This window comes from Coprococcus phoceensis (genome assembly GCF_900104635.1).
Lineage (GTDB): Bacteria > Bacillota > Clostridia > Lachnospirales > Lachnospiraceae > Faecalimonas > Faecalimonas phoceensis.
Map to the genome: position 1 here is coordinate 2,779,456 of NZ_FNWC01000007.1, position 17,381 is coordinate 2,796,836.

Consider the following 17,381-nt stretch of genomic DNA (forward strand, 5'->3'; position numbering starts at 1 on the left):
TGACAAAAACATAAGAATGGGATGGTAATATATGTATAAAATAAATTTTAACAAGCCTCTTCACGTTCATTTTATCGGGATTGGAGGCATCAGTATGAGCGGGCTTGCTGAGATTCTTCTAAAAGAAAATTTTACAATTTCAGGTTCTGACTCGAAAGCTTCTGCGCTCACAGAACATTTAGCCTCTATGGGTGCTTCTGTTTTTTATCCGCAAAAAGCATCTAACATCATAGATGGAATCGATGTTGTTGTCTATACAGCGGCAATTCACGAGGATAATGAAGAATTTGCAGAGGCAAAAAGACAAAATCTTCCAATGTTATCACGTGCTGAGTTGCTTGGTCAGCTGATGACCAATTACAAGACTCCGATTGCTGTTTCCGGTACTCACGGAAAGACAACGACAACCTCTATGCTCTCTCACGTATTGCTGGCAGGTGAAAAAGACCCGACAATCTCTGTCGGCGGTATTTTAAAGGCAATCGGCGGCAATATCCGTGTGGGAAGCTCTGATGTATTTGTCACAGAAGCCTGCGAATACACTAATAGCTTTTTGCATTTCTTTCCAAAGATTGGAATTATCCTGAACGTAGAAGAAGACCATATGGATTTCTTCAAAGATATTGATGATATCCGCAACTCCTTCCATCAATTTGCCGCGCTGCTCCCTGCAGATGGCGCTTTGGTCATCAACCAAAATATTGAGGGAATCAATTCAATCACTGACGGACTAGACTGCAAGATCATCACATATTCTGAAAGACAGCCGGCAGACTATTCTGCTTCTGAAATTCGATTCGATGAGATTGGAAATGCTTCCTTTGATCTGTTAAGACATGGTGAATATGTGGATCGCATCACACTTGCCGTTGCCGGTAACCACAATGTATCCAATGCACTTGCCGTCATTGCTGTCTGTGAGCAGCTTGAGATTCCACTTGATATCATTAAAAAAGGGATTCTGTCGTTCACCGGAACGGACCGCCGTTTCCAATATAAAGGGGAGCGAGATGGTGTTACGATCATCGATGATTATGCGCATCATCCAACGGAGATCCGCGCGACACTAACATCTGCGCAGAATTATCCTCATAAAGATATCTGGTGTATTTTCCAACCGCACACTTACACAAGAACAAAAGCATTTTTTGACGAGTTTGCAGAGGCACTTTCTCTCGCCGACCATGTTGTCCTAGCCGACATCTATGCCGCCCGCGAGACAGACACTTTAGGAATGTCTTCCGCTGCACTTACTGAAAAAATCAAAGAACTTGGCACAGACGCATACTATTTTCCAAGCTTTGAAGAGATTGAAAATTTTGTCTCTGAAAAATGTATCCACGGTGATTTGTTGATAACTATGGGTGCCGGAGACGTTGTAAACATTGGAGAAGCGCTTCTAAAATAAGAGTTATCCACAGTTTCCACAATTTTTTTATCCACAAAAAAACCGAGATATCCACGGAAAAGTGCTTTTTCCTATGCTTATATGGTGCTATAATAGCCATTACTGAAAGAGAAGAGAACGGAAAGGATACGGCGAAAGAGGAATGAGAACACTGACACTTCGAAATCGTTTTCAAGGTAACAGTACAATTGTGGAAAACGACTTTATAGATTATTATATGACAAAGGCAAATGGCGAATATGTAAAAGTATACCTGCTTTTACTGCGCCACCTGAATACACCGGACAGCTCACTGACTATTTCAAAACTTGCAGACTGTCTGGAATGCACAGAAAAAGACATTATCCGCGCATTTAACTACTGGTCCAAGATGGGACTTCTTGTCATCGATTACGATGATGCCGGAACAATCTGTGGACTTGCTATCGGAAAGACTTCTGGACCTTCCGATGCTGCGCCAGCTATCAGAAAAGAGGAGACAGCAAAGCCGGTCGCCGCACCAAAAGCAGAGCCACCTCTCAGAAGTGTTGCTGATGAGAATCAGGAACAGCTCAGACAGCTTTACTTTGTCGCTGAGCAGTACATGGGCAAACCATTGTCCAGCAAGGAGATTCAGAAAATTAACTATTTCTTTGATACATTACATTTTTCAACAGATTTGATTGAGTATCTGATTGAATATTGTGTGGAAAACGGGCACAAAAGTATGCATTATATCGAGTCTGTCGCGCTTGCATGGTCTGATGAGAACATCAAAAGCGTAACAGAGGCAAAAGCAAGTTCTGCTGCTTACAACAAGAATTGTTTTGCCGTTCTGAATGCATTCGGAATAAAAGGAAGAAGTCCGGCTGCAGTAGAATTAAGCTACATAAAAAAATGGGCGGAAGAATACGGTCTCACTTTAGATATTATTATAGAAGCTTGTAACCGTACGATTGCGAACACACATCAGCCTGATTTCAAATATACCGACTCCATTTTAAAGAACTGGATTGCAAAAGGGGTACATCATTTATCTGATATCACCAAGATCGATCTTGTCTATCAGCAGGAAAAAGAGATGAAACGACGCGCCGCTGCAACAAGAGCTGCCGCGCCTGCCCCGAACCGTTTTAACAATTTTGAAGGACGTTCTTACGACATTAGCTCGTTGGAACAGCAACTGTTAAACACACCATAATTAAAGGAGATTCATCGTGGCTTTAAATAATTCTCAATACGATACCATTATTCGTGCCTATGAGCAAAAACAGCTGCATAATCGAAATGTATTAGACAAACGCTATAAAACAGTGTATAATCGACTACCGGAGTTAAAAGAAATCAACGATTCTATCTCTCTTTTAAGTGTGAATCACGCGCGGAAGCTTCTAGACGGAGATGAGAGTGCACTTCCCGCTTTAAAAGAAGAGATTCGGAAGTTATCTGAGCAGAAAAAAACGCTGCTTTTATCTGCCGGTTTCCCGGCAGATTATTTGGAGCCGGTCTACGAATGCGAAGACTGCAAAGATACCGGATACATCGGCAATCGAAAATGTCACTGTTTCCACAAAGCAGTCATCGATCTGCTTTATACACAATCCAATTTACAGCATATTTTGGAAAAAGAAAATTTTGATACATTTTCTCTTTCTTACTACTCAGATAATCATATTGACCCAAAAACCGGGCGCTCTTCTCTCACAAATATGAAGAATGCCTATCTTACTTGCCGCGAATTTGCAGATACATTCGCGGACAATTTTCGCAATTTATTTCTTTATGGTGATACCGGCGTCGGAAAAACTTTTTTATCCAACTGTATCGCAAAAGAATTAATTGATCATGCTTATTCGGTAATTTACTTTACTGCATTTGAGCTCTTTGACACCATTGCCAAGAGTAAATTCGAAAAAGATAACACAGCTGAGATCATGTATGAACATATTTTCAACTGTGATCTGTTAATTATTGACGATTTGGGAACGGAACTTTCCAATGCGTTTACCGTTTCACAATTGTTCCTCTGTCTGAACGAGCGATTGCTGCGCAGAAAATCAACAATCATCTCTACGAATCTTTCCTTGGAATCACTTGTAGAGATTTATTCAGAGAGAACATTTTCCCGAATTACCAGTAATTACACCATGTTAAAATTAACCGGCGATGACATTCGCATCAAAAAGAAACTAATGAACAGGGAGGCAAATTAATGTTACACCGCACAGAACGCACTTTAGAAAATATACCAGTAGGATCACTCGGTATGATTCCAATTGACGGTTGTCAGGAATTGGGAGGCAAAGTAAACGATTATCTTGTAAAATGGAGAAAAGAGGCTGTTGCCAAAACAAAAGATGATGTCGTTTTCCACGATTACCAAAAAGAGACTTACATCATCGATGCTAAGGTTCCTCGTTTTGGTTCCGGAGAAGCAAAAGGTATTATCAATGAATCGGTAAGAGGAAAAGATATTTACTTGATGGTAGATGTATGTAACTATAGTTTAACATACTCATTGTCGGGACACACAAACCACATGTCACCAGATGACCATTTCCAGAATCTGAAAAGAGTCATCGCTGCTATCGGTGGAAAAGCTCGTAGAATTAACGTAATTATGCCTTTCCTTTACGAGAGCAGACAGCACAAAAGAAGCTCGAGAGAATCTCTTGACTGTGCGCTTGCACTTCAGGAGTTAGTTCGTATGGGCGTTGACAACATCATCACTTTTGATGCTCACGACCCACGTGTGCAGAATGCGATTCCACTCAGCGGATTCGAGACAGTTCGCCCGACATACCAATTTATTAAAGGGCTTCTTCAGAATGTTCCTGATTTAAAAATTGACAGCGAACACATGATGGCAATCAGCCCGGATGAAGGTGCTACAGGACGTGCTATCTATCTTGCCAACGTGCTTGGACTTGATATGGGTATGTTCTACAAACGCCGCGATTACACAAGAATTGTAGATGGACGCAACCCAATTGTCGCTCACGAATTTTTAGGTTCTTCTGTGGAAGGAAAAGATGTGATCATCATCGACGATATGATTTCTTCCGGAGATAGTATTCTTGATGTTGCAAAACAGTTGAAAGCAAGAAAAGCGAACCGAATCTTTGCAGCAGCTACATTTGGTCTGTTCACAAACGGTATGAAGAAATTCGATGAAGCATATGAACAGGGTATTATCCACGGTATTCTGACAACAAACTTGATTTATCAGACACCGGAATTATTGAGCAAACCTTACTACATCAACTGCGATTTGAGCAAATACATCGCACTGATTATCGATACATTGAACCACGACGGTTCCATCAGCAGTATCTTAAGTCCGAACGAAAGAATTCAGAATGTAGTGAAAAAATACCGCAATGGCGAAAAGATCTAATAGAATAGGATATATTGAGAGGGTGTCCGCGACACCCTCTTGTGTTTTTCAAAAATCATACTCTCATAATAGAAAGCCCCAGCTCCACCAATATCAGCACAATAAGTAAAATCCTAAATTTTACATCCATTCTCTCGGAAGCGGTATCACCTATCCTTCACCATAACTCGTTATCATCCACTCTCCGCTTAATAAATCTTTTTTCAAGATAACTCTCCAATCCGTTAATGTTTCTTGATGTGTTTTTTTATGCACTTCTGTCATAACCACATGATATTCCGCCATTTCATCATCTTCTTTTACACGTTCAATCGTAACGTCAACAAATTGAACATCACTACTTCCCTTATCATTTACTTCCTGTTCTAAAAATCCATTTATATCATTTCCTGCATTCATTGCCTTGATAAATTGTTCTACCGTTTCATATGAAGTCAAACCCTTTGGTCTTTCATAGCGGTTCATCTGCTTATTCCACCAAACAATTATCAAGACTATGAACCCGCACAACAAAACAATCAAAATATTATTTTTCTTTTGTCTCATACACGAAGTCCCCCCCCCTTCCATCACACATCTCTCTCCACATCGTAGTTGCTATTAGCACAGTCTATACAGCATTTTGTTGGGCAAATTACTGATTTTACTTTTCATCTTCCTCAGCAATACCATGTTTTCTTACTCTCAGTAATAAAATTTATCCTGAAAATTCAAATCCTCTGTTGACTTTTTCAACAAGATTTTCTCTACAAATTCAGTGCAGCTGTATAGCCTTCCGCAATAGCAACAAGTGCATTGCCAACCTTTGCAGCTCCGCTGATAACCTGAACATTATCACAAATTTTCTTTGCCGCATCTTCCAGAGGATTATAAGACCGATAACCAAATGCAGATACAACAGTAACTTCCGGAACCGATATTTTATTTCCATTTGCATCCGTATAGGTTACGCCTTCCTCGTCAATACTCTCTACTTTTGCTTTCGTCTGTATTTTTACATTAGCATCCTTAAGATATCCTATCAGGCGTCATTAAATAACCCCGGAATAAAACGATATCCCTTGCCATGTTCGTTGATTGCATAATCTTCTGTAATAATCAGCCCCCAACCTCCTTTAGCCTTCTCTTCAATATACTTGATAAAACGGTCCGTCACCATCCCATCCTCAGTACAGAAATTTGTTACCATCGCCGGCACCACCAAACGGTTCGGAATGGTACAGTTTCCAATTTTCATAGTAGAAAATAGTGTGTTAAGCATGTGCTTTACCTCCAATTCTTTTCATTCTCCATTTAGTCTCAAAATTCTCTTCTCCCTGAGTATATGCCCTGTAATAATTTGAAAGTCAACACAGATAACAAACAAAAAAACAACCCGATTACATTACAGAAATTGGGCTGTTTTTACAATTTTTTTTATTTTAATGATCGACTTTTACTTTTCTAAAAAAATCATGTCAAATAAAGCCTGAAACCATTACAATGTTTTCTCTCTCACAGGAATATGCAATTCCATCATTCGAATATCTTTCTCTCCCTCAACTCCACGTCCAAGCAGCAACGCTTCAATCGTGCTGCTTTGTTCGTAGCCGATTTCTTTCATGTATTGTAAGGCTTTCTGAGAATAATCACTATCAAATCGACCAACAGCTCCCAGATCTACAATGCTGCAAAGACAAATTTGCGAGGGGCGGTAACGCATATTCTCCAGTGACGATATGTCTAAAATATCAGCATATCTTTTTTCAATATAAAGTCCCCATAATTGGTGTTCTCCTACTTCCTCAAAACAGGGATTCCAAAACGGAGCAACTCTATCTGATAACAAAACTGCACTTATTTCATTGCTCATTTCAATTTCACCATAATAATCACCGTCTCCTTGCACCAGTGGAATAAAATAGTGTTCAGGTATCTTCCTAATCCAGTGATTTTTTAGATTAAGATGCGCTGTCTGGGCTCGCTCTGCTACAAATTCTATCCGCTCTAGCAGAAGTTGCTTATAGGCTACCTTAATCCATTCTAGCACATTTCTGCAATCTTATACAGTAATCTCTCTGTATCTTCCCAACCAATACACGGATCCGTAATAGATTTTCCAAAAATCCTCTGCTCATCAATTTTCTGATTTCCTTCCAGAAGATAACTTTCTACCATCACACCTTTGACAAGATTCTTGATGTCTGTATTATAATTTCTGCTGTGAAGTACTTCGCTGACAATACGCAGCTGTTCTTTATATTTTTTGTTGGAGTTTGAGTGATTTGCGTCCACGATGGCCGCCGGATTTTTCAAATCCCACTTCTCATACATCTCGAGAAGTCGAATCAAGTCTTCATAGTGATAGTTCGGAATGCATGTTCCGTACTTGTCCACACCGCCGCGCAGGATCGCATGTGCATATGGATTTCCGTCTGTTGTCACATCATATCCTCTGTAAATGAAATTGTGCCCTGCCTGTGCTGCCACAATCGAGTTCAGCATCACCGTAAAGTCACCGCTCGTCGGGTTTTTCATACCGACCGGAATATCCATTCCACTCGCTGTCAGTCTGTGCTGCTGGTCTTCCACGGAGCGGGCGCCAATTGCTTCATAAGAGAGAATATCGTCCAGGTAGCTTCTGTTTTCCGGATAGAGCATCTCATCGGCACATGTAAAACCATAGTCCTGAATAACACGGAGATGCATCTTGCGGATTGCGATGATCCCTCCATAAAGATCCGGCGCTTCATCCGGGATCGGCTGATGGAGCATTCCTTTATACCCCTCCCCTGTTGTACGCGGTTTATTTGTGTAAACACGCGGAATGATCATCAATTTATCTTTCACCTGCTCATTCACTCTCGCAAGGCGACCTACATACTCACACACTGCATCTTCATTGTCCGCCGAACAAGGACCGATCAATACGATGAATTTATCAGATTCTCCTGCAAAAATCGCTTTGATCTCCTCATCCCTTTTTTCTTTTAATGCTTTCAGTGAGTCCGCCATTGGGTACTCTTTTTTCAGTGTTTCCGGGCTGCATAATTGATGGTTAATTTTCATTGACATAATTTTTCTCTCCTATTCCTAACTTTTCTAATATTTGTTGTTCTCTTTTCTGACAGGTGAAAATCAACACCTGTTTTTTATGCTCTGCAAGCCATTTCATCGTATTTTCAAGCCTTTGGTCATCATAAAACACGAATGTATCATCCAATATAACCGGATACTCTTCTTCGTGCAATAGTTCACTTGCCGCCATGCGAAGTGCAAAGTAAATCTGTTCGATCGTTCCGCGGCTCACCTGCTCAATTCCGATTTTCCGTTCTCCGGTATAAAGGCTCATTTTCAGCTTTTCATCAATTAAAAGCATCGTATATTTCCCACCTGTGATCTCAGAGAGAATCGCAGATGCCTTTTCATTTAATTTCACGCTAAGCTCCTTGTGTACATCTTTTGATAACTCCGTCAGACACTCTGAGGCAAGCTCCAGCGCCCGTTTTTTCATATCCTGTTTTTTGTAGTCATCGCCTGCCTCGTCAAGTTCGCTCAGCTGCTCCTGTACATTTCCGTACTGAATCTGCTTTTCTTTTAACTCTCCCTGCAAATGTTCTTTCTGCCACAACAGCTTATCCAATACCTTTTTCTGCTCTTCCTCCATCTCACTTTTCGGCTTCTTTTTACCTTCTTTGATTCGGTTCCACACATACATGCCCTCAGCGAGCAAAAGAACAATCATCACAAGATAATTCCACGGTCTGTGAAAAATAATGAACACTGCCACAAGAATCGCTGCCATCGCTGCAACTTTGATCGGAGATACTCTCCATCTGCCTTCCTCTTCGTATTTTCTGCACTCTTCCCTCACACGCGCTTCCTCTTTGCTGATTTTGCTGTCCGCTTCCTCAATCTCCTGTTCCAGTTTGTGGATATCACGCCAAAGATACGTCGTCTCCTGCTCTATCGCATATCGTCTCTGCTGTTTTTCCTGTAAGGACTTACGAATCTCACCCTCGACTTCTTTCTTTTTTTTGTTCAGTCGGTTCAATGCCCCATCCAGATCAATATCGCTGTTCCCAGTCGAATAATAATTTGTCGCATAGTTTTGAATTTCCACTGCAAGGCTTTGATTCGGCTCCACCTTCATCTGACCAATCGCTACTGTATTTTCATAGTTCGAGCCGTCCAGTCCATTCAATATCATCTCTAAATCCCCGTGCTCCAGCGAAAATTCTTCGCCGTCATCCTCGCAGATCAGCCTTGCACTTTTGGAATATTTATCAAAATTTCGCTCCAGTAAAAAATTCTTTCCTCCGCTTTCAAAACGAAGTGTCCCGGAATAATAATTCGGATTCTCCCACGGTTCATAGATGCTGAACGTATCGTTTACCGATGCCCTTCCTCTTCCGCGCTCCAGCCCGAACAGCATACTTTTTATAAACGTGTGAATCGTTGTCTTCCCAGACTCATTCTCCCCATAAAAAAGATTGATTCCATCTTTCAGCACAATCTTTTTTCCTGAGAACTTTCCAAAATTTCTCAAATAAAGTTCCCTTATCTCCATAGTCAACTCCTCTTCGTATCCAGCAGCGCCTGTACTCCTTCGTACAATGCCATGTGTGCTACACTGCCATCCTCACATTCTCTCAGACTCTCAATATATCTTCCCAAGAGATTTCCTTTGTTCTCCTCCAATAATCTGTCAAAATCATACGATGGTTTTGTCTCATCTACAATCTCAATAACATTCCCATAACCTTTCAGAGTCTCAGGTTCAAACGTGATATCTGCATCTCGAAAGCCTGTTAAAATAAATTTGTAAATATTCTCAATCCCATTTATCTGAATCATTTCCCGAATCTTTTCTCTTGCAAAACCATTTGTCATATTTTTCCCTACTTCAACTGGCAGATGCATGTACTCTCTTTTTGCACTCGGAACAAATTCTGCTTTCACGCCTTTTTCCGTCACCTCTCCACGGATGTATCCATGCTTTCCAGTGTCATTTTTGTCGATTGGCTCTAGCGCCCCCGCATACAAAATCTGATTTTCCACCAATGTCTGCGGTTTATGAATATGCCCCAAAGCAATATAGCTGTATCCGAGATTACTCAACACTTCTTTTTTGAACGGAATGTGCTTCTCGTCTCCGCCATGTGCAAGTAAAATCTCATATTTCTGCTTTCCGGGTGCTTTTGCCCGATCATAAAGCCCCTCTGTAATCTCTTTCCGATAATAACTCAGTCCGTAAACTCTTGTCTTTAAATCTTTAAACTCCACACTGCCCATATGCCCGTTCAATAAAGGATACACATTCTCATCCCACCGAAAAGTGAGATAATAAGAATCCGGTTTTAGAAAATCATGGTTTCCTGCTATAAATACAACTTTCGTCTTCGTCAATTTTGAAAATAAATAATTCAGCTCTTTCAGCTCTTTTTTCAATGGCTGCCGATGAAACAAATCTCCTGCAATCAGCAATAGATCGATTTCTTCCCACTCGCATATATGAATAATCTGTTCCAGACTATCCCATATCTCCTGCCCTCTGCTTTTACTGCCTGATTTTAAACCTTCTGGTTCTGCCCCTAGATGGACGTCCGCTATATGAATGAATTTCATCCTCTTTCTCCCCTTCTTCTTTATTCGGAAGTGTCACAATAAAACGTGTCTCCTTGTCATCGCTTTCTGCCCAAATAGTACCTCCATGTAACTCTACAATCTCTTTTGCAATGGCAAGTCCAAGTCCTGCACCTCCGGTCGTACTATGTCTCGCCTCATCCAAACGATAAAACTTTTCAAAGATTGTCCCCAACTGTTCCTTTGGTATCTGTTTCCCTCTATTGGAAAATACAATACGATTCCCTTCTTCTGTCATCTCTGCCTGAATCCGAATCTTTGTATTCGGATAGCAATAAGACACCGCATTTCGCAAGATATTGTCAAATACTCTTGCCAGCTTATCTGCATCTCCATAAACTACCATATCCTCAGCCGCCTCAACCTCACAAGTCAAATTTTTCTCCCTCAGCACTCCGTATAATTCATCGGCAAGCTGTTCGAGCATCATTGAAAGATTCAGCTCCACCGGCTCTAACACGATATCTTGCAGATTAAATTTTGTAATCTCGAAAAACTCACTGATCAGCTCCCCAAGTCTGATGGATTTCTCCAATGCAATATGTGTATACCGCTGTCGTTCTTCCTCCGGCATGTCCTGATAACTGTCAAGCATCGTCAGATACGCTACAATTGAAGTGAGCGGTGTTTTTAAATCATGTGCCAGAAATACAATCAGGTCATTTTTCTTTTTCTCTCCCTCAATCACTTCCTGCTCTTGCTTTTTCAAAATCTGCTTGATCTCATTAAGCCTTGTCTCAATCGGCTTCAATTCCGTGATCATATGAATAGAATCTGCCGAATCCAAAACGATGTTATCGATCCCGGTCTCCACCTGATTCAGATATTTTACCATTTTTGATAATGCCGCATAAAAAAATAAAGAAAACAGACACAAAAATCCAATCACAAGAAAGAAGTCCTTATTGTTTCCTATTACCCTCCAATACCAGTGTCTCGCACTTTCCTCCTGCACATGAACAGATGTCAGCAGTTTTACGAGATCGTTCGAAGAGTCTTCCAGAAAATATTCCAGTATAAATCCTCCGACTAAAATAGTCAGCGCTGTCACAAACACGGTCTGCAATAAAATACTTAATTTTAATTTTCGATATTTATTCTTCAACTTTATATCCCACTCCCCAGACGGTCTTGATGAAATCCGACTTTCCTGTCGGTCCACTCATTTTTTCCCGCAAATGCCTGATGTGCACCATCACCGTATTGTTGCTGTTTTTATAATATTCTTCTTTCCAAACCTTTCGAAACAGCTCCTCTGAGCTAATCACTTTGCCACGATTCTCACAGAGAAGCCATAAAATATCGAACTCAATCGGTGTCAATGTCAGCGAACGCTCATTAAAAATGCACTCGTGAGATGTTCTGTTCAGCAGCACTCCTGCAAAATCAATTACATCGCCTTCTATCTTTCCTCCATCGTTGTACTGTGTATAACGCCGAAGCTGCGCTTTCACTCTGGCAACAAGTTCCAGCGGGTTGAATGGTTTTGGAATATAATCATCCGCTCCTAGAGTCAATCCGGTAATCTTGTCCATGTAATCCACTTTCGCAGTCAGCATAATCACCGGAAATGTATATTTTTCACGTATTCTTTTTAAAATCTCAAACCCGTCAATATCCGGCAGCATCACATCCAGCAGCGCCAAATCAATCTTCGTGGTCTCAATGCAGTTTAATGCCTCTTCTCCTGTATAGAACTTATGTACCTGATATTCATCATTTTGCAGATACAATGCAATGACATCCGCAATCTCTTTTTCATCATCTACTACTAATATATTCATGCTTTTCTCCCTTTCTGATTATAAAAAAGGACGGGAGAATACTTTCCCCCGTCCCCAATCTCAATCCTCTTATAATTCGCAGTTATTCACTGTTCTTGGGAATGGTAAAACGTCTCTGATGTTCGACATTCCTGTTAAGTACATTACACAGCGTTCAAATCCAAGTCCGAATCCGGCATGTCTTGTAGAACCATATTTTCTAAGATCCAGATAGAACTGGTACTCTTCCGGTTTCAAGCCCATCTCATTCATACGCGCCAAGAGTTTTTCGTAGTTATCTTCTCTCTGACTTCCGCCGATGATCTCACCGATTCCAGGAACAAGACAGTCAACAGCAGCCACTGTCTTATTGTCATCGTTCATCTTCATGTAAAATGCCTTGATATCTTTCGGATAATCTGTTACAAACACAGGACGTTTGTAAACCTCTTCTGTAAGGTAACGCTCATGTTCTGTCTGTAAATCTGCTCCCCACGATACTTTATAATCAAATTTGTCATTGTTCTTTTCTAATATTTCAATTGCCTCTGTATAGGTCACACGTGCAAAATCAGAGCTTGCCACATTGTGCAGACGATCCAAAAGGCCCTTATCTACAAATGAGTTGAAGAAATTCATCTCTTCCGGTGCGTTCTCTAATACATAGTTGATGATGTATTTTAACATCGCCTCTGCAAGCATCATATTATCGTCTAAATCTGCAAATGCAATCTCCGGTTCTACCATCCAAAATTCTGCCGCATGACGTGTAGTGTTCGAATTCTCTGCACGGAATGTCGGACCAAATGTATAGATATTGCGGAATGCCTGCGCATATGTCTCACCATTCAACTGTCCGCTCACTGTAAGGCTTGTCTCTTTATTAAAGAAATCCTGACTGTAATCTACAGTTCCATCTTCGTTTTTCGGAATATTCTCCATATCCAATGTTGTCACACGGAACATCTCTCCGGCACCTTCACAGTCGCTTCCTGTAATGATTGGTGTGTGTACATACACAAACCCTCTTTCCTGAAAGAACTGATGAATTGCATATGCGATCAAAGAACGTACTCTAAATACTGCCTGAAACGTGTTTGTTCTCGGACGCAAATGTGAGATTGTTCTTAAATATTCAAAGCTGTGACGCTTTTTCTGAAGCGGATAATCCGGTGCTGACGCTCCTTCTACCACAACTTCTGTTGCCTGAATCTCAAACGGCTGTTTTGCCTGCGGTGTTGCTACAAGTGTTCCTTTTACAATAATTGCCGCACCTACATTTAACTTAGATATATCTGCAAAATTCTCCATTGTATCATGGTAAACAACCTGCAGTGTCTCAAAAAATGTTCCGTCATTTACAACAATAAATCCAAATGTCTTTGAATCTCTGATACTGCGAATCCAGCCGCCCACTGTAATTTCTTTGTCTAAATATTGTTCCCGATGCTTATAAAGCTCTTTGACTGTTACTAATTCCATAACCAAAACTCCTTTATTTTCACTATTCCTTATAGTATAACCTATTTTGCGCCATTTTCCTATAGTATTTCTAACAATTCTCTCACATCTCTGATTTCTTTGTCAAATGTCTCTACATTTCCAAATCCATATGCTGCAAATATAAATGGAATTCCTGCTGCTTTTGCCGCCTCACAGTCCCCCTCCGTATCTCCCACATAGACGCAGTTTTGAAGATGATTCCTTTCTATTACGAGACGGATATTCTCACCCTTACTCTTCTTTGTGTCACCATAGCACTCCGTATCCAACACATACTGTTCCAGTTGATTCTTTTTCAAAAACAGCTCAATATACCCTGATTGGCAATTGCTGACCACACAGACTTTATGTGTCTTTGCTAACTCCTGAATCGTCTCTTTCACACCCGGATACAACAAGTTCTCCTCGCATCGCTCCAACACCTCATGTTCATACATGCAGCACAGTTCCAATGCCCGTTCTTTTTCCGCTGCACTTGCACTCGGAAATAAATGATCGGCAATCACATTCATCGGCTTTCCAAACTCTCGTTTAAGCGTATCCGAGGTAATCTCCTCACATTCAATACCAAGCTCTTTCACCGCAAGATTCCACGCCTTCGCGACCTCACCTGTAGAGTCCCACAGCGTCCCATCAACATCAAATATTATATTCTCTATATTCATACTTTCTCCTGTCTGCCTGGAAATGTAATTTCCAAACGCTCATTTTGATACTTTACAAGATGCTTCCAAATCACTACAAAGGACAAAATCCCTGTTCCAGCTGTGATTCCAAGCGGTCCCCTCTTGATTATCACCATTCCCCAGAAAATTGCGAATGTGACAACAGACCGGAAAAAGTGAGGCCGAATGACAATCACAATAGAAAACATCAAATAACATACCGCCAAAATCAAAACCGGTCTCCAATAAGGGACTAACCCGAGCAATACTCCAAATGATACTGCAATTGACTTTCCTCCCATCTTCGGATTCCAAAACGGAAACGCATGCCCGAGAACCGGTGCAGCCAACACCAAACCAAAAATAAGGTGTCGCGGATTTAACACATGCATTGCCGCATGCACCGGCAGATATCCCTTCAGAAGTTCCAGCATCAATGCACAGAATCCTATCGGTGCTCCAGCGCAGAGAAATGCATTTGCCACCCCCGGATTCTGATCCGGACTTTCTTTTGTGACATCGATCTTCTTTATATATTTGGGAAGTAAATATCCATATAATACACTCCCAGACAAATATCCAAAAAGAATATAAAACAAATATTGTGTTGTCATCTTTTCTTCACTTCCTATTCCTCACCAGATAGCTTCTTCAGATGATGATAAATCTTCTCTGTCGCCATCGGCTTACTGTTAATCTCCTGAGCACGAATCATGTCACGGCGCAATCTTTCTTTCTCCAAAATCTTCTGTCCAGCCCTCAGTTGTCCAAAGAAACTCTTTCGCCCAATTGACATATGCCGTTCCTCGAAGAATTCCAGATTCCGATTCTCACATCCCGGAATTGGATTTGTGTGGATGATCGGAATTCTGCTCACCGCTGCTTCCGTACTGCTTAATCCCCCCGGTTTCGTAAAAATGACGTCACACGCTTCCATGTACTCTGCCACCTGCTCTGTGAAACCAAGGATGCGTACCCTTCTATCCCTTCTAAGTTCTCTTTTTAAAGTCTCTTCCAGTTTCTTATTATTCCCACAGATTACAACAATCTCTTCATTTTCTTTCAGTCTTCTCGCAAGCTCCAGCACAAAAATCTGGATCTTTCCAAATCCCATACTTCCACTCATTACAAGATAAATCAAGCCGTCTTGAGGCAGCTGACAGATTTCTCTGGCTTTTTTCCCGCCCAATCTCCTGCCAAACTTTTCTCTGACCGGAATCCCCCAAGGGAGCAGTTTTTCTCTCGGAATACCCCTTGATACAAATTCATTTATCAAGTCTTCATGCGGAATCACATAATAATCACACTCGGTCTCCTCCCAGAATGGAATACTTGTGTAATCGGTCGCAATCGCAACGGTCTTCTGCCTCAAAATTCCTTTTCGCTTCATCCACGTCAATGTCTCCGCCGGATACAAATGCGGTGTCACAATTATATCAAAGTCTTTATTTTCCAAATATTGTTTCAATTTTTTACCCAATCTTGCACACGCAAAATAAACCGGTGATTTCCGCTTCGCCGAAGAAATCAGCCTCCCAAGCCGATATACCAGCCCAAAAAGGTGCGGACAATGCTTTACCACATTAACATATAAGCCTCCTACAGCATTCGATGTCTTTTTGCCACTCAGCATCATCAGATCAATAAACTCTGCCTGATCCCCATGACTTTCTATATATTCCTTTATGGCTTTCCCGGCAGAATTATGCCCTTCTCCTGTGTTACAAGACAATATCAAAACTTTCATGTACTGTTGTCCTTTCTTTTATGAAGTGAACAGTAACGATTATAGCATTAGTAAAAGAAAAAAGCTAGGTGACACTTGAAGAAGCTCTTGAAATGTGCTATATTGAAAATACAAAAAGGGAAACCACAAGCGGCTACCCAATAATTAAATGCTTAATTTACACTAAGCCGTCATTATTGCAGTAATGGCGGCTATTTTCGTTTATCCTTGAAAATCTCGTAACAAAGACCTACAAGGGCAACAATGAATATTAATAACTGAATCAGATCAGAATATGTAACATACATCAGCATCGCCCTCCTTTCTTTCGTCTGGAGGGTTCGCCCCTCCGTAAAAGAGGGTAAGCCGCCCGACTTTGGTTTCCCATGTCGTGATTATAGAATATAATACACCTATATCACTTTAGTACTATTCGATTATCAATGTACCACATTCCTCATCTAAAAACTCATTTTACTCCTTTACCCCTTTGCGCTAAATCCAAAATGTTCTGCTGCCTTAATTACACCATACACATTTGTGCCCTGTTTATCTGTGCCTGCTACTTCACGAATTCTAGTAATGCTAATTTTGTATCCATTTTGTTTGCATATCGTTGCTATGCATGCTGCACCACAATCTGTAATATTTACCAACAGTACGTTCGGAGATGATTTCTCCTGATTTACATAATTCCTTGGTGATTTTAGGGGCACCATAATTCTGTTTTGATTCATCGTAAATATCCTGAATTTTAGTTTTTACGGCTTCACGTCTTTTTTCTGTATTAGAAGGAACACGTTTTAGCCATGCATGATAACCAGAACGAGAAACGCCAAGATGTTTCAACATTCCGGAGACAGAAACCTGGCGTTTCGCCTTATGGGCAGTTTCTGCCATCTCCATAACTTCGAGATAAATGGCTTCCGTCATTTTCCCAGAATGTTGATTGCTTTTTTTAATACTTCAAGGGCATCCTGTGCATCTCGTAATTCTCGTTTTAATCGTGCGATTTCTTTGGCTTCATCAGAAGCATAGTTGCCGGAACCACGGCTTTCAATATCACCTGTTTCACGCAGTTCTTTCTGCCAACGTGATAATGTCTGCTGACTGATTCCTAAGTTTGTAGCACAACCCTGCAGTCCTAAGTTTCTATGATCGTGATAGTACTGGACTGCATCCAGCTTAAATTGTTTGTCATAGTGCTTTGCCATAATGAGATCCTCCTTCAGTGCGGTACCTACATTGTACCATGATTTTTCTTATAAGGAATTCTCATTTTGACTTGTACTATTTATATTCTAGCACCACCTGC

19 protein-coding genes are annotated in these 17,381 nt (G+C 40.9%); 4 read left to right on the top strand and 15 right to left on the bottom strand.

Features of this window, described 5'->3' with window-relative positions; translation table 11 throughout:
* The first annotated feature begins 31 nt into the window (after positions 1-31).
* The 4 genes from murC to BQ5364_RS16740 all read left to right on the top strand — a co-directional run bounded on the left by murC (position 32) and on the right by BQ5364_RS16740 (position 4,784).
* Positions 32-1,408: a UDP-N-acetylmuramate--L-alanine ligase gene (gene murC / locus BQ5364_RS16725; RefSeq protein WP_004614342.1), complete on the top strand. Its 1,377-nt coding sequence runs from the start codon at positions 32-34 to the stop codon at positions 1,406-1,408.
* A 142-nt stretch (positions 1,409-1,550) separates the two neighbouring features.
* Positions 1,551-2,588 (top strand): DnaD domain protein, encoded by a 1,038-nt coding sequence (locus BQ5364_RS16730; protein WP_004614343.1) that lies wholly within the window; start codon positions 1,551-1,553, stop codon positions 2,586-2,588.
* A 16-nt stretch (positions 2,589-2,604) separates the two neighbouring features.
* Positions 2,605-3,600, top strand: a complete 996-nt coding sequence (locus BQ5364_RS16735) for an ATP-binding protein (protein WP_004614344.1) — start codon at positions 2,605-2,607, stop codon at positions 3,598-3,600.
* Entirely contained in the window at positions 3,600-4,784 is a 1,185-nt protein-coding gene (locus BQ5364_RS16740; RefSeq protein WP_004614345.1) for a ribose-phosphate pyrophosphokinase, read from the top strand. The genes BQ5364_RS16735 and BQ5364_RS16740 overlap by 1 nt, the downstream gene beginning before the upstream one ends.
* Before the next feature lie 150 nt (positions 4,785-4,934).
* Here the strand turns inward: BQ5364_RS16740 and BQ5364_RS16745 are convergent, their stop codons facing one another.
* The 15 genes from BQ5364_RS16745 to BQ5364_RS16815 form a co-directional block, all read right to left on the bottom strand.
* Entirely contained in the window at positions 4,935-5,330 is a 396-nt protein-coding gene (locus BQ5364_RS16745) for a hypothetical protein (protein ID WP_022249857.1), read from the bottom strand.
* 475 nt (positions 5,331-5,805) lie between these two features.
* Entirely contained in the window at positions 5,806-6,045 is a 240-nt protein-coding gene (locus BQ5364_RS16755; protein WP_004614348.1) for an oxidoreductase, read from the bottom strand.
* A 216-nt stretch (positions 6,046-6,261) separates the two neighbouring features.
* Positions 6,262-6,813: a hypothetical protein gene (locus BQ5364_RS16760; protein WP_004614349.1), complete on the bottom strand. Its 552-nt coding sequence runs from the start codon at positions 6,811-6,813 to the stop codon at positions 6,262-6,264.
* Positions 6,807-7,838: a 3-deoxy-7-phosphoheptulonate synthase gene (locus tag BQ5364_RS16765; RefSeq protein WP_022249856.1), complete on the bottom strand. Its 1,032-nt coding sequence runs from the start codon at positions 7,836-7,838 to the stop codon at positions 6,807-6,809. The genes BQ5364_RS16760 and BQ5364_RS16765 overlap by 7 nt, the downstream gene beginning before the upstream one ends.
* The gene (locus BQ5364_RS16770; RefSeq protein WP_004614351.1) at positions 7,822-9,333 is read right to left on the bottom strand and encodes an ATP-binding protein; all 1,512 of its coding nucleotides are present in this window, start codon (positions 9,331-9,333) and stop codon (positions 7,822-7,824) included. The genes BQ5364_RS16765 and BQ5364_RS16770 overlap by 17 nt, the downstream gene beginning before the upstream one ends.
* 2 nt (positions 9,334-9,335) lie before the next feature.
* Entirely contained in the window at positions 9,336-10,391 is a 1,056-nt protein-coding gene (locus BQ5364_RS16775; protein WP_004614352.1) for a metallophosphoesterase family protein, read from the bottom strand.
* Positions 10,324-11,514, bottom strand: a complete 1,191-nt coding sequence (locus tag BQ5364_RS16780; RefSeq protein ID WP_004614353.1) for a sensor histidine kinase — start codon at positions 11,512-11,514, stop codon at positions 10,324-10,326. Before BQ5364_RS16780 ends, BQ5364_RS16775 begins: the two co-directional genes overlap by 68 nt.
* Positions 11,504-12,193: a VanR-ABDEGLN family response regulator transcription factor gene (vanR, locus tag BQ5364_RS16785; RefSeq protein WP_004614354.1), complete on the bottom strand. Its 690-nt coding sequence runs from the start codon at positions 12,191-12,193 to the stop codon at positions 11,504-11,506. Before vanR ends, BQ5364_RS16780 begins: the two co-directional genes overlap by 11 nt.
* A gap of 69 nt (positions 12,194-12,262) precedes the next feature.
* Positions 12,263-13,654 carry an asparagine--tRNA ligase gene (gene asnS / locus BQ5364_RS16790; protein WP_004614355.1) on the bottom strand — a complete coding sequence of 464 codons (1,392 nt, stop codon included), beginning with the start codon at positions 13,652-13,654 and terminating at the stop codon, positions 12,263-12,265.
* Between the two features lie 59 nt (positions 13,655-13,713).
* On the bottom strand, positions 13,714-14,340 hold the full coding sequence (locus BQ5364_RS16795; RefSeq protein ID WP_004614356.1) for an HAD family hydrolase: 627 nt from the start codon (positions 14,338-14,340) through the stop codon (positions 13,714-13,716).
* A complete protein-coding gene (locus BQ5364_RS16800; protein ID WP_004614357.1) occupies positions 14,337-14,954 on the bottom strand; it encodes a glycerol-3-phosphate acyltransferase in 618 nt (205 codons plus the stop codon). Before BQ5364_RS16800 ends, BQ5364_RS16795 begins: the two co-directional genes overlap by 4 nt.
* Before the next feature lie 14 nt (positions 14,955-14,968).
* The gene (locus tag BQ5364_RS16805) at positions 14,969-16,087 is read right to left on the bottom strand and encodes an MGDG synthase family glycosyltransferase (protein WP_004614358.1); all 1,119 of its coding nucleotides are present in this window, start codon (positions 16,085-16,087) and stop codon (positions 14,969-14,971) included.
* 461 nt (positions 16,088-16,548) lie between these two features.
* The gene (locus BQ5364_RS17585) at positions 16,549-16,722 is read right to left on the bottom strand and encodes a cysteine peptidase family C39 domain-containing protein (RefSeq protein ID WP_330673623.1); all 174 of its coding nucleotides are present in this window, start codon (positions 16,720-16,722) and stop codon (positions 16,549-16,551) included.
* Positions 16,652-16,999: an IS3 family transposase gene (locus tag BQ5364_RS16810; protein ID WP_004614359.1), complete on the bottom strand. Its 348-nt coding sequence runs from the start codon at positions 16,997-16,999 to the stop codon at positions 16,652-16,654. The genes BQ5364_RS17585 and BQ5364_RS16810 overlap by 71 nt, the downstream gene beginning before the upstream one ends.
* Positions 16,996-17,280 (bottom strand): transposase, encoded by a 285-nt coding sequence (locus tag BQ5364_RS16815; RefSeq protein ID WP_004614360.1) that lies wholly within the window; start codon positions 17,278-17,280, stop codon positions 16,996-16,998. The genes BQ5364_RS16810 and BQ5364_RS16815 overlap by 4 nt, the downstream gene beginning before the upstream one ends.
* Between the last annotated feature and the right edge of the window lie 101 nt (positions 17,281-17,381).

What these genes read in the sequence shown, in the direction of transcription:
- BQ5364_RS16755 (WP_004614348.1), bottom strand. Translation starts at nt 6,045, where the DNA reads ATGCTTAACACACTATTTTCTACTATGAAAATTGGAAACTGTACCATT.
- BQ5364_RS16740 (WP_004614345.1), top strand. Translation starts at nt 3,600, where the DNA reads ATGTTACACCGCACAGAACGCACTTTAGAAAATATACCAGTAGGATCA.
- BQ5364_RS16815 (WP_004614360.1), bottom strand. Translation starts at nt 17,280, where the DNA reads ATGGCAAAGCACTATGACAAACAATTTAAGCTGGATGCAGTCCAGTAC.
- BQ5364_RS16770 (WP_004614351.1), bottom strand. Translation starts at nt 9,333, where the DNA reads ATGGAGATAAGGGAACTTTATTTGAGAAATTTTGGAAAGTTCTCAGGA.
- BQ5364_RS16795 (WP_004614356.1), bottom strand. Translation starts at nt 14,340, where the DNA reads ATGAATATAGAGAATATAATATTTGATGTTGATGGGACGCTGTGGGAC.
- vanR (WP_004614354.1), bottom strand. Translation starts at nt 12,193, where the DNA reads ATGAATATATTAGTAGTAGATGATGAAAAAGAGATTGCGGATGTCATT.
- asnS (WP_004614355.1), bottom strand. Translation starts at nt 13,654, where the DNA reads ATGGAATTAGTAACAGTCAAAGAGCTTTATAAGCATCGGGAACAATAT.
- BQ5364_RS16730 (WP_004614343.1), top strand. Translation starts at nt 1,551, where the DNA reads ATGAGAACACTGACACTTCGAAATCGTTTTCAAGGTAACAGTACAATT.
- BQ5364_RS16775 (WP_004614352.1), bottom strand. Translation starts at nt 10,391, where the DNA reads ATGAAATTCATTCATATAGCGGACGTCCATCTAGGGGCAGAACCAGAA.
- murC (WP_004614342.1), top strand. Translation starts at nt 32, where the DNA reads ATGTATAAAATAAATTTTAACAAGCCTCTTCACGTTCATTTTATCGGG.
- BQ5364_RS16765 (WP_022249856.1), bottom strand. Translation starts at nt 7,838, where the DNA reads ATGTCAATGAAAATTAACCATCAATTATGCAGCCCGGAAACACTGAAA.
- BQ5364_RS16805 (WP_004614358.1), bottom strand. Translation starts at nt 16,087, where the DNA reads ATGAAAGTTTTGATATTGTCTTGTAACACAGGAGAAGGGCATAATTCT.
- BQ5364_RS16800 (WP_004614357.1), bottom strand. Translation starts at nt 14,954, where the DNA reads ATGACAACACAATATTTGTTTTATATTCTTTTTGGATATTTGTCTGGG.
- BQ5364_RS16810 (WP_004614359.1), bottom strand. Translation starts at nt 16,999, where the DNA reads ATGACGGAAGCCATTTATCTCGAAGTTATGGAGATGGCAGAAACTGCC.
- BQ5364_RS16745 (WP_022249857.1), bottom strand. Translation starts at nt 5,330, where the DNA reads ATGAGACAAAAGAAAAATAATATTTTGATTGTTTTGTTGTGCGGGTTC.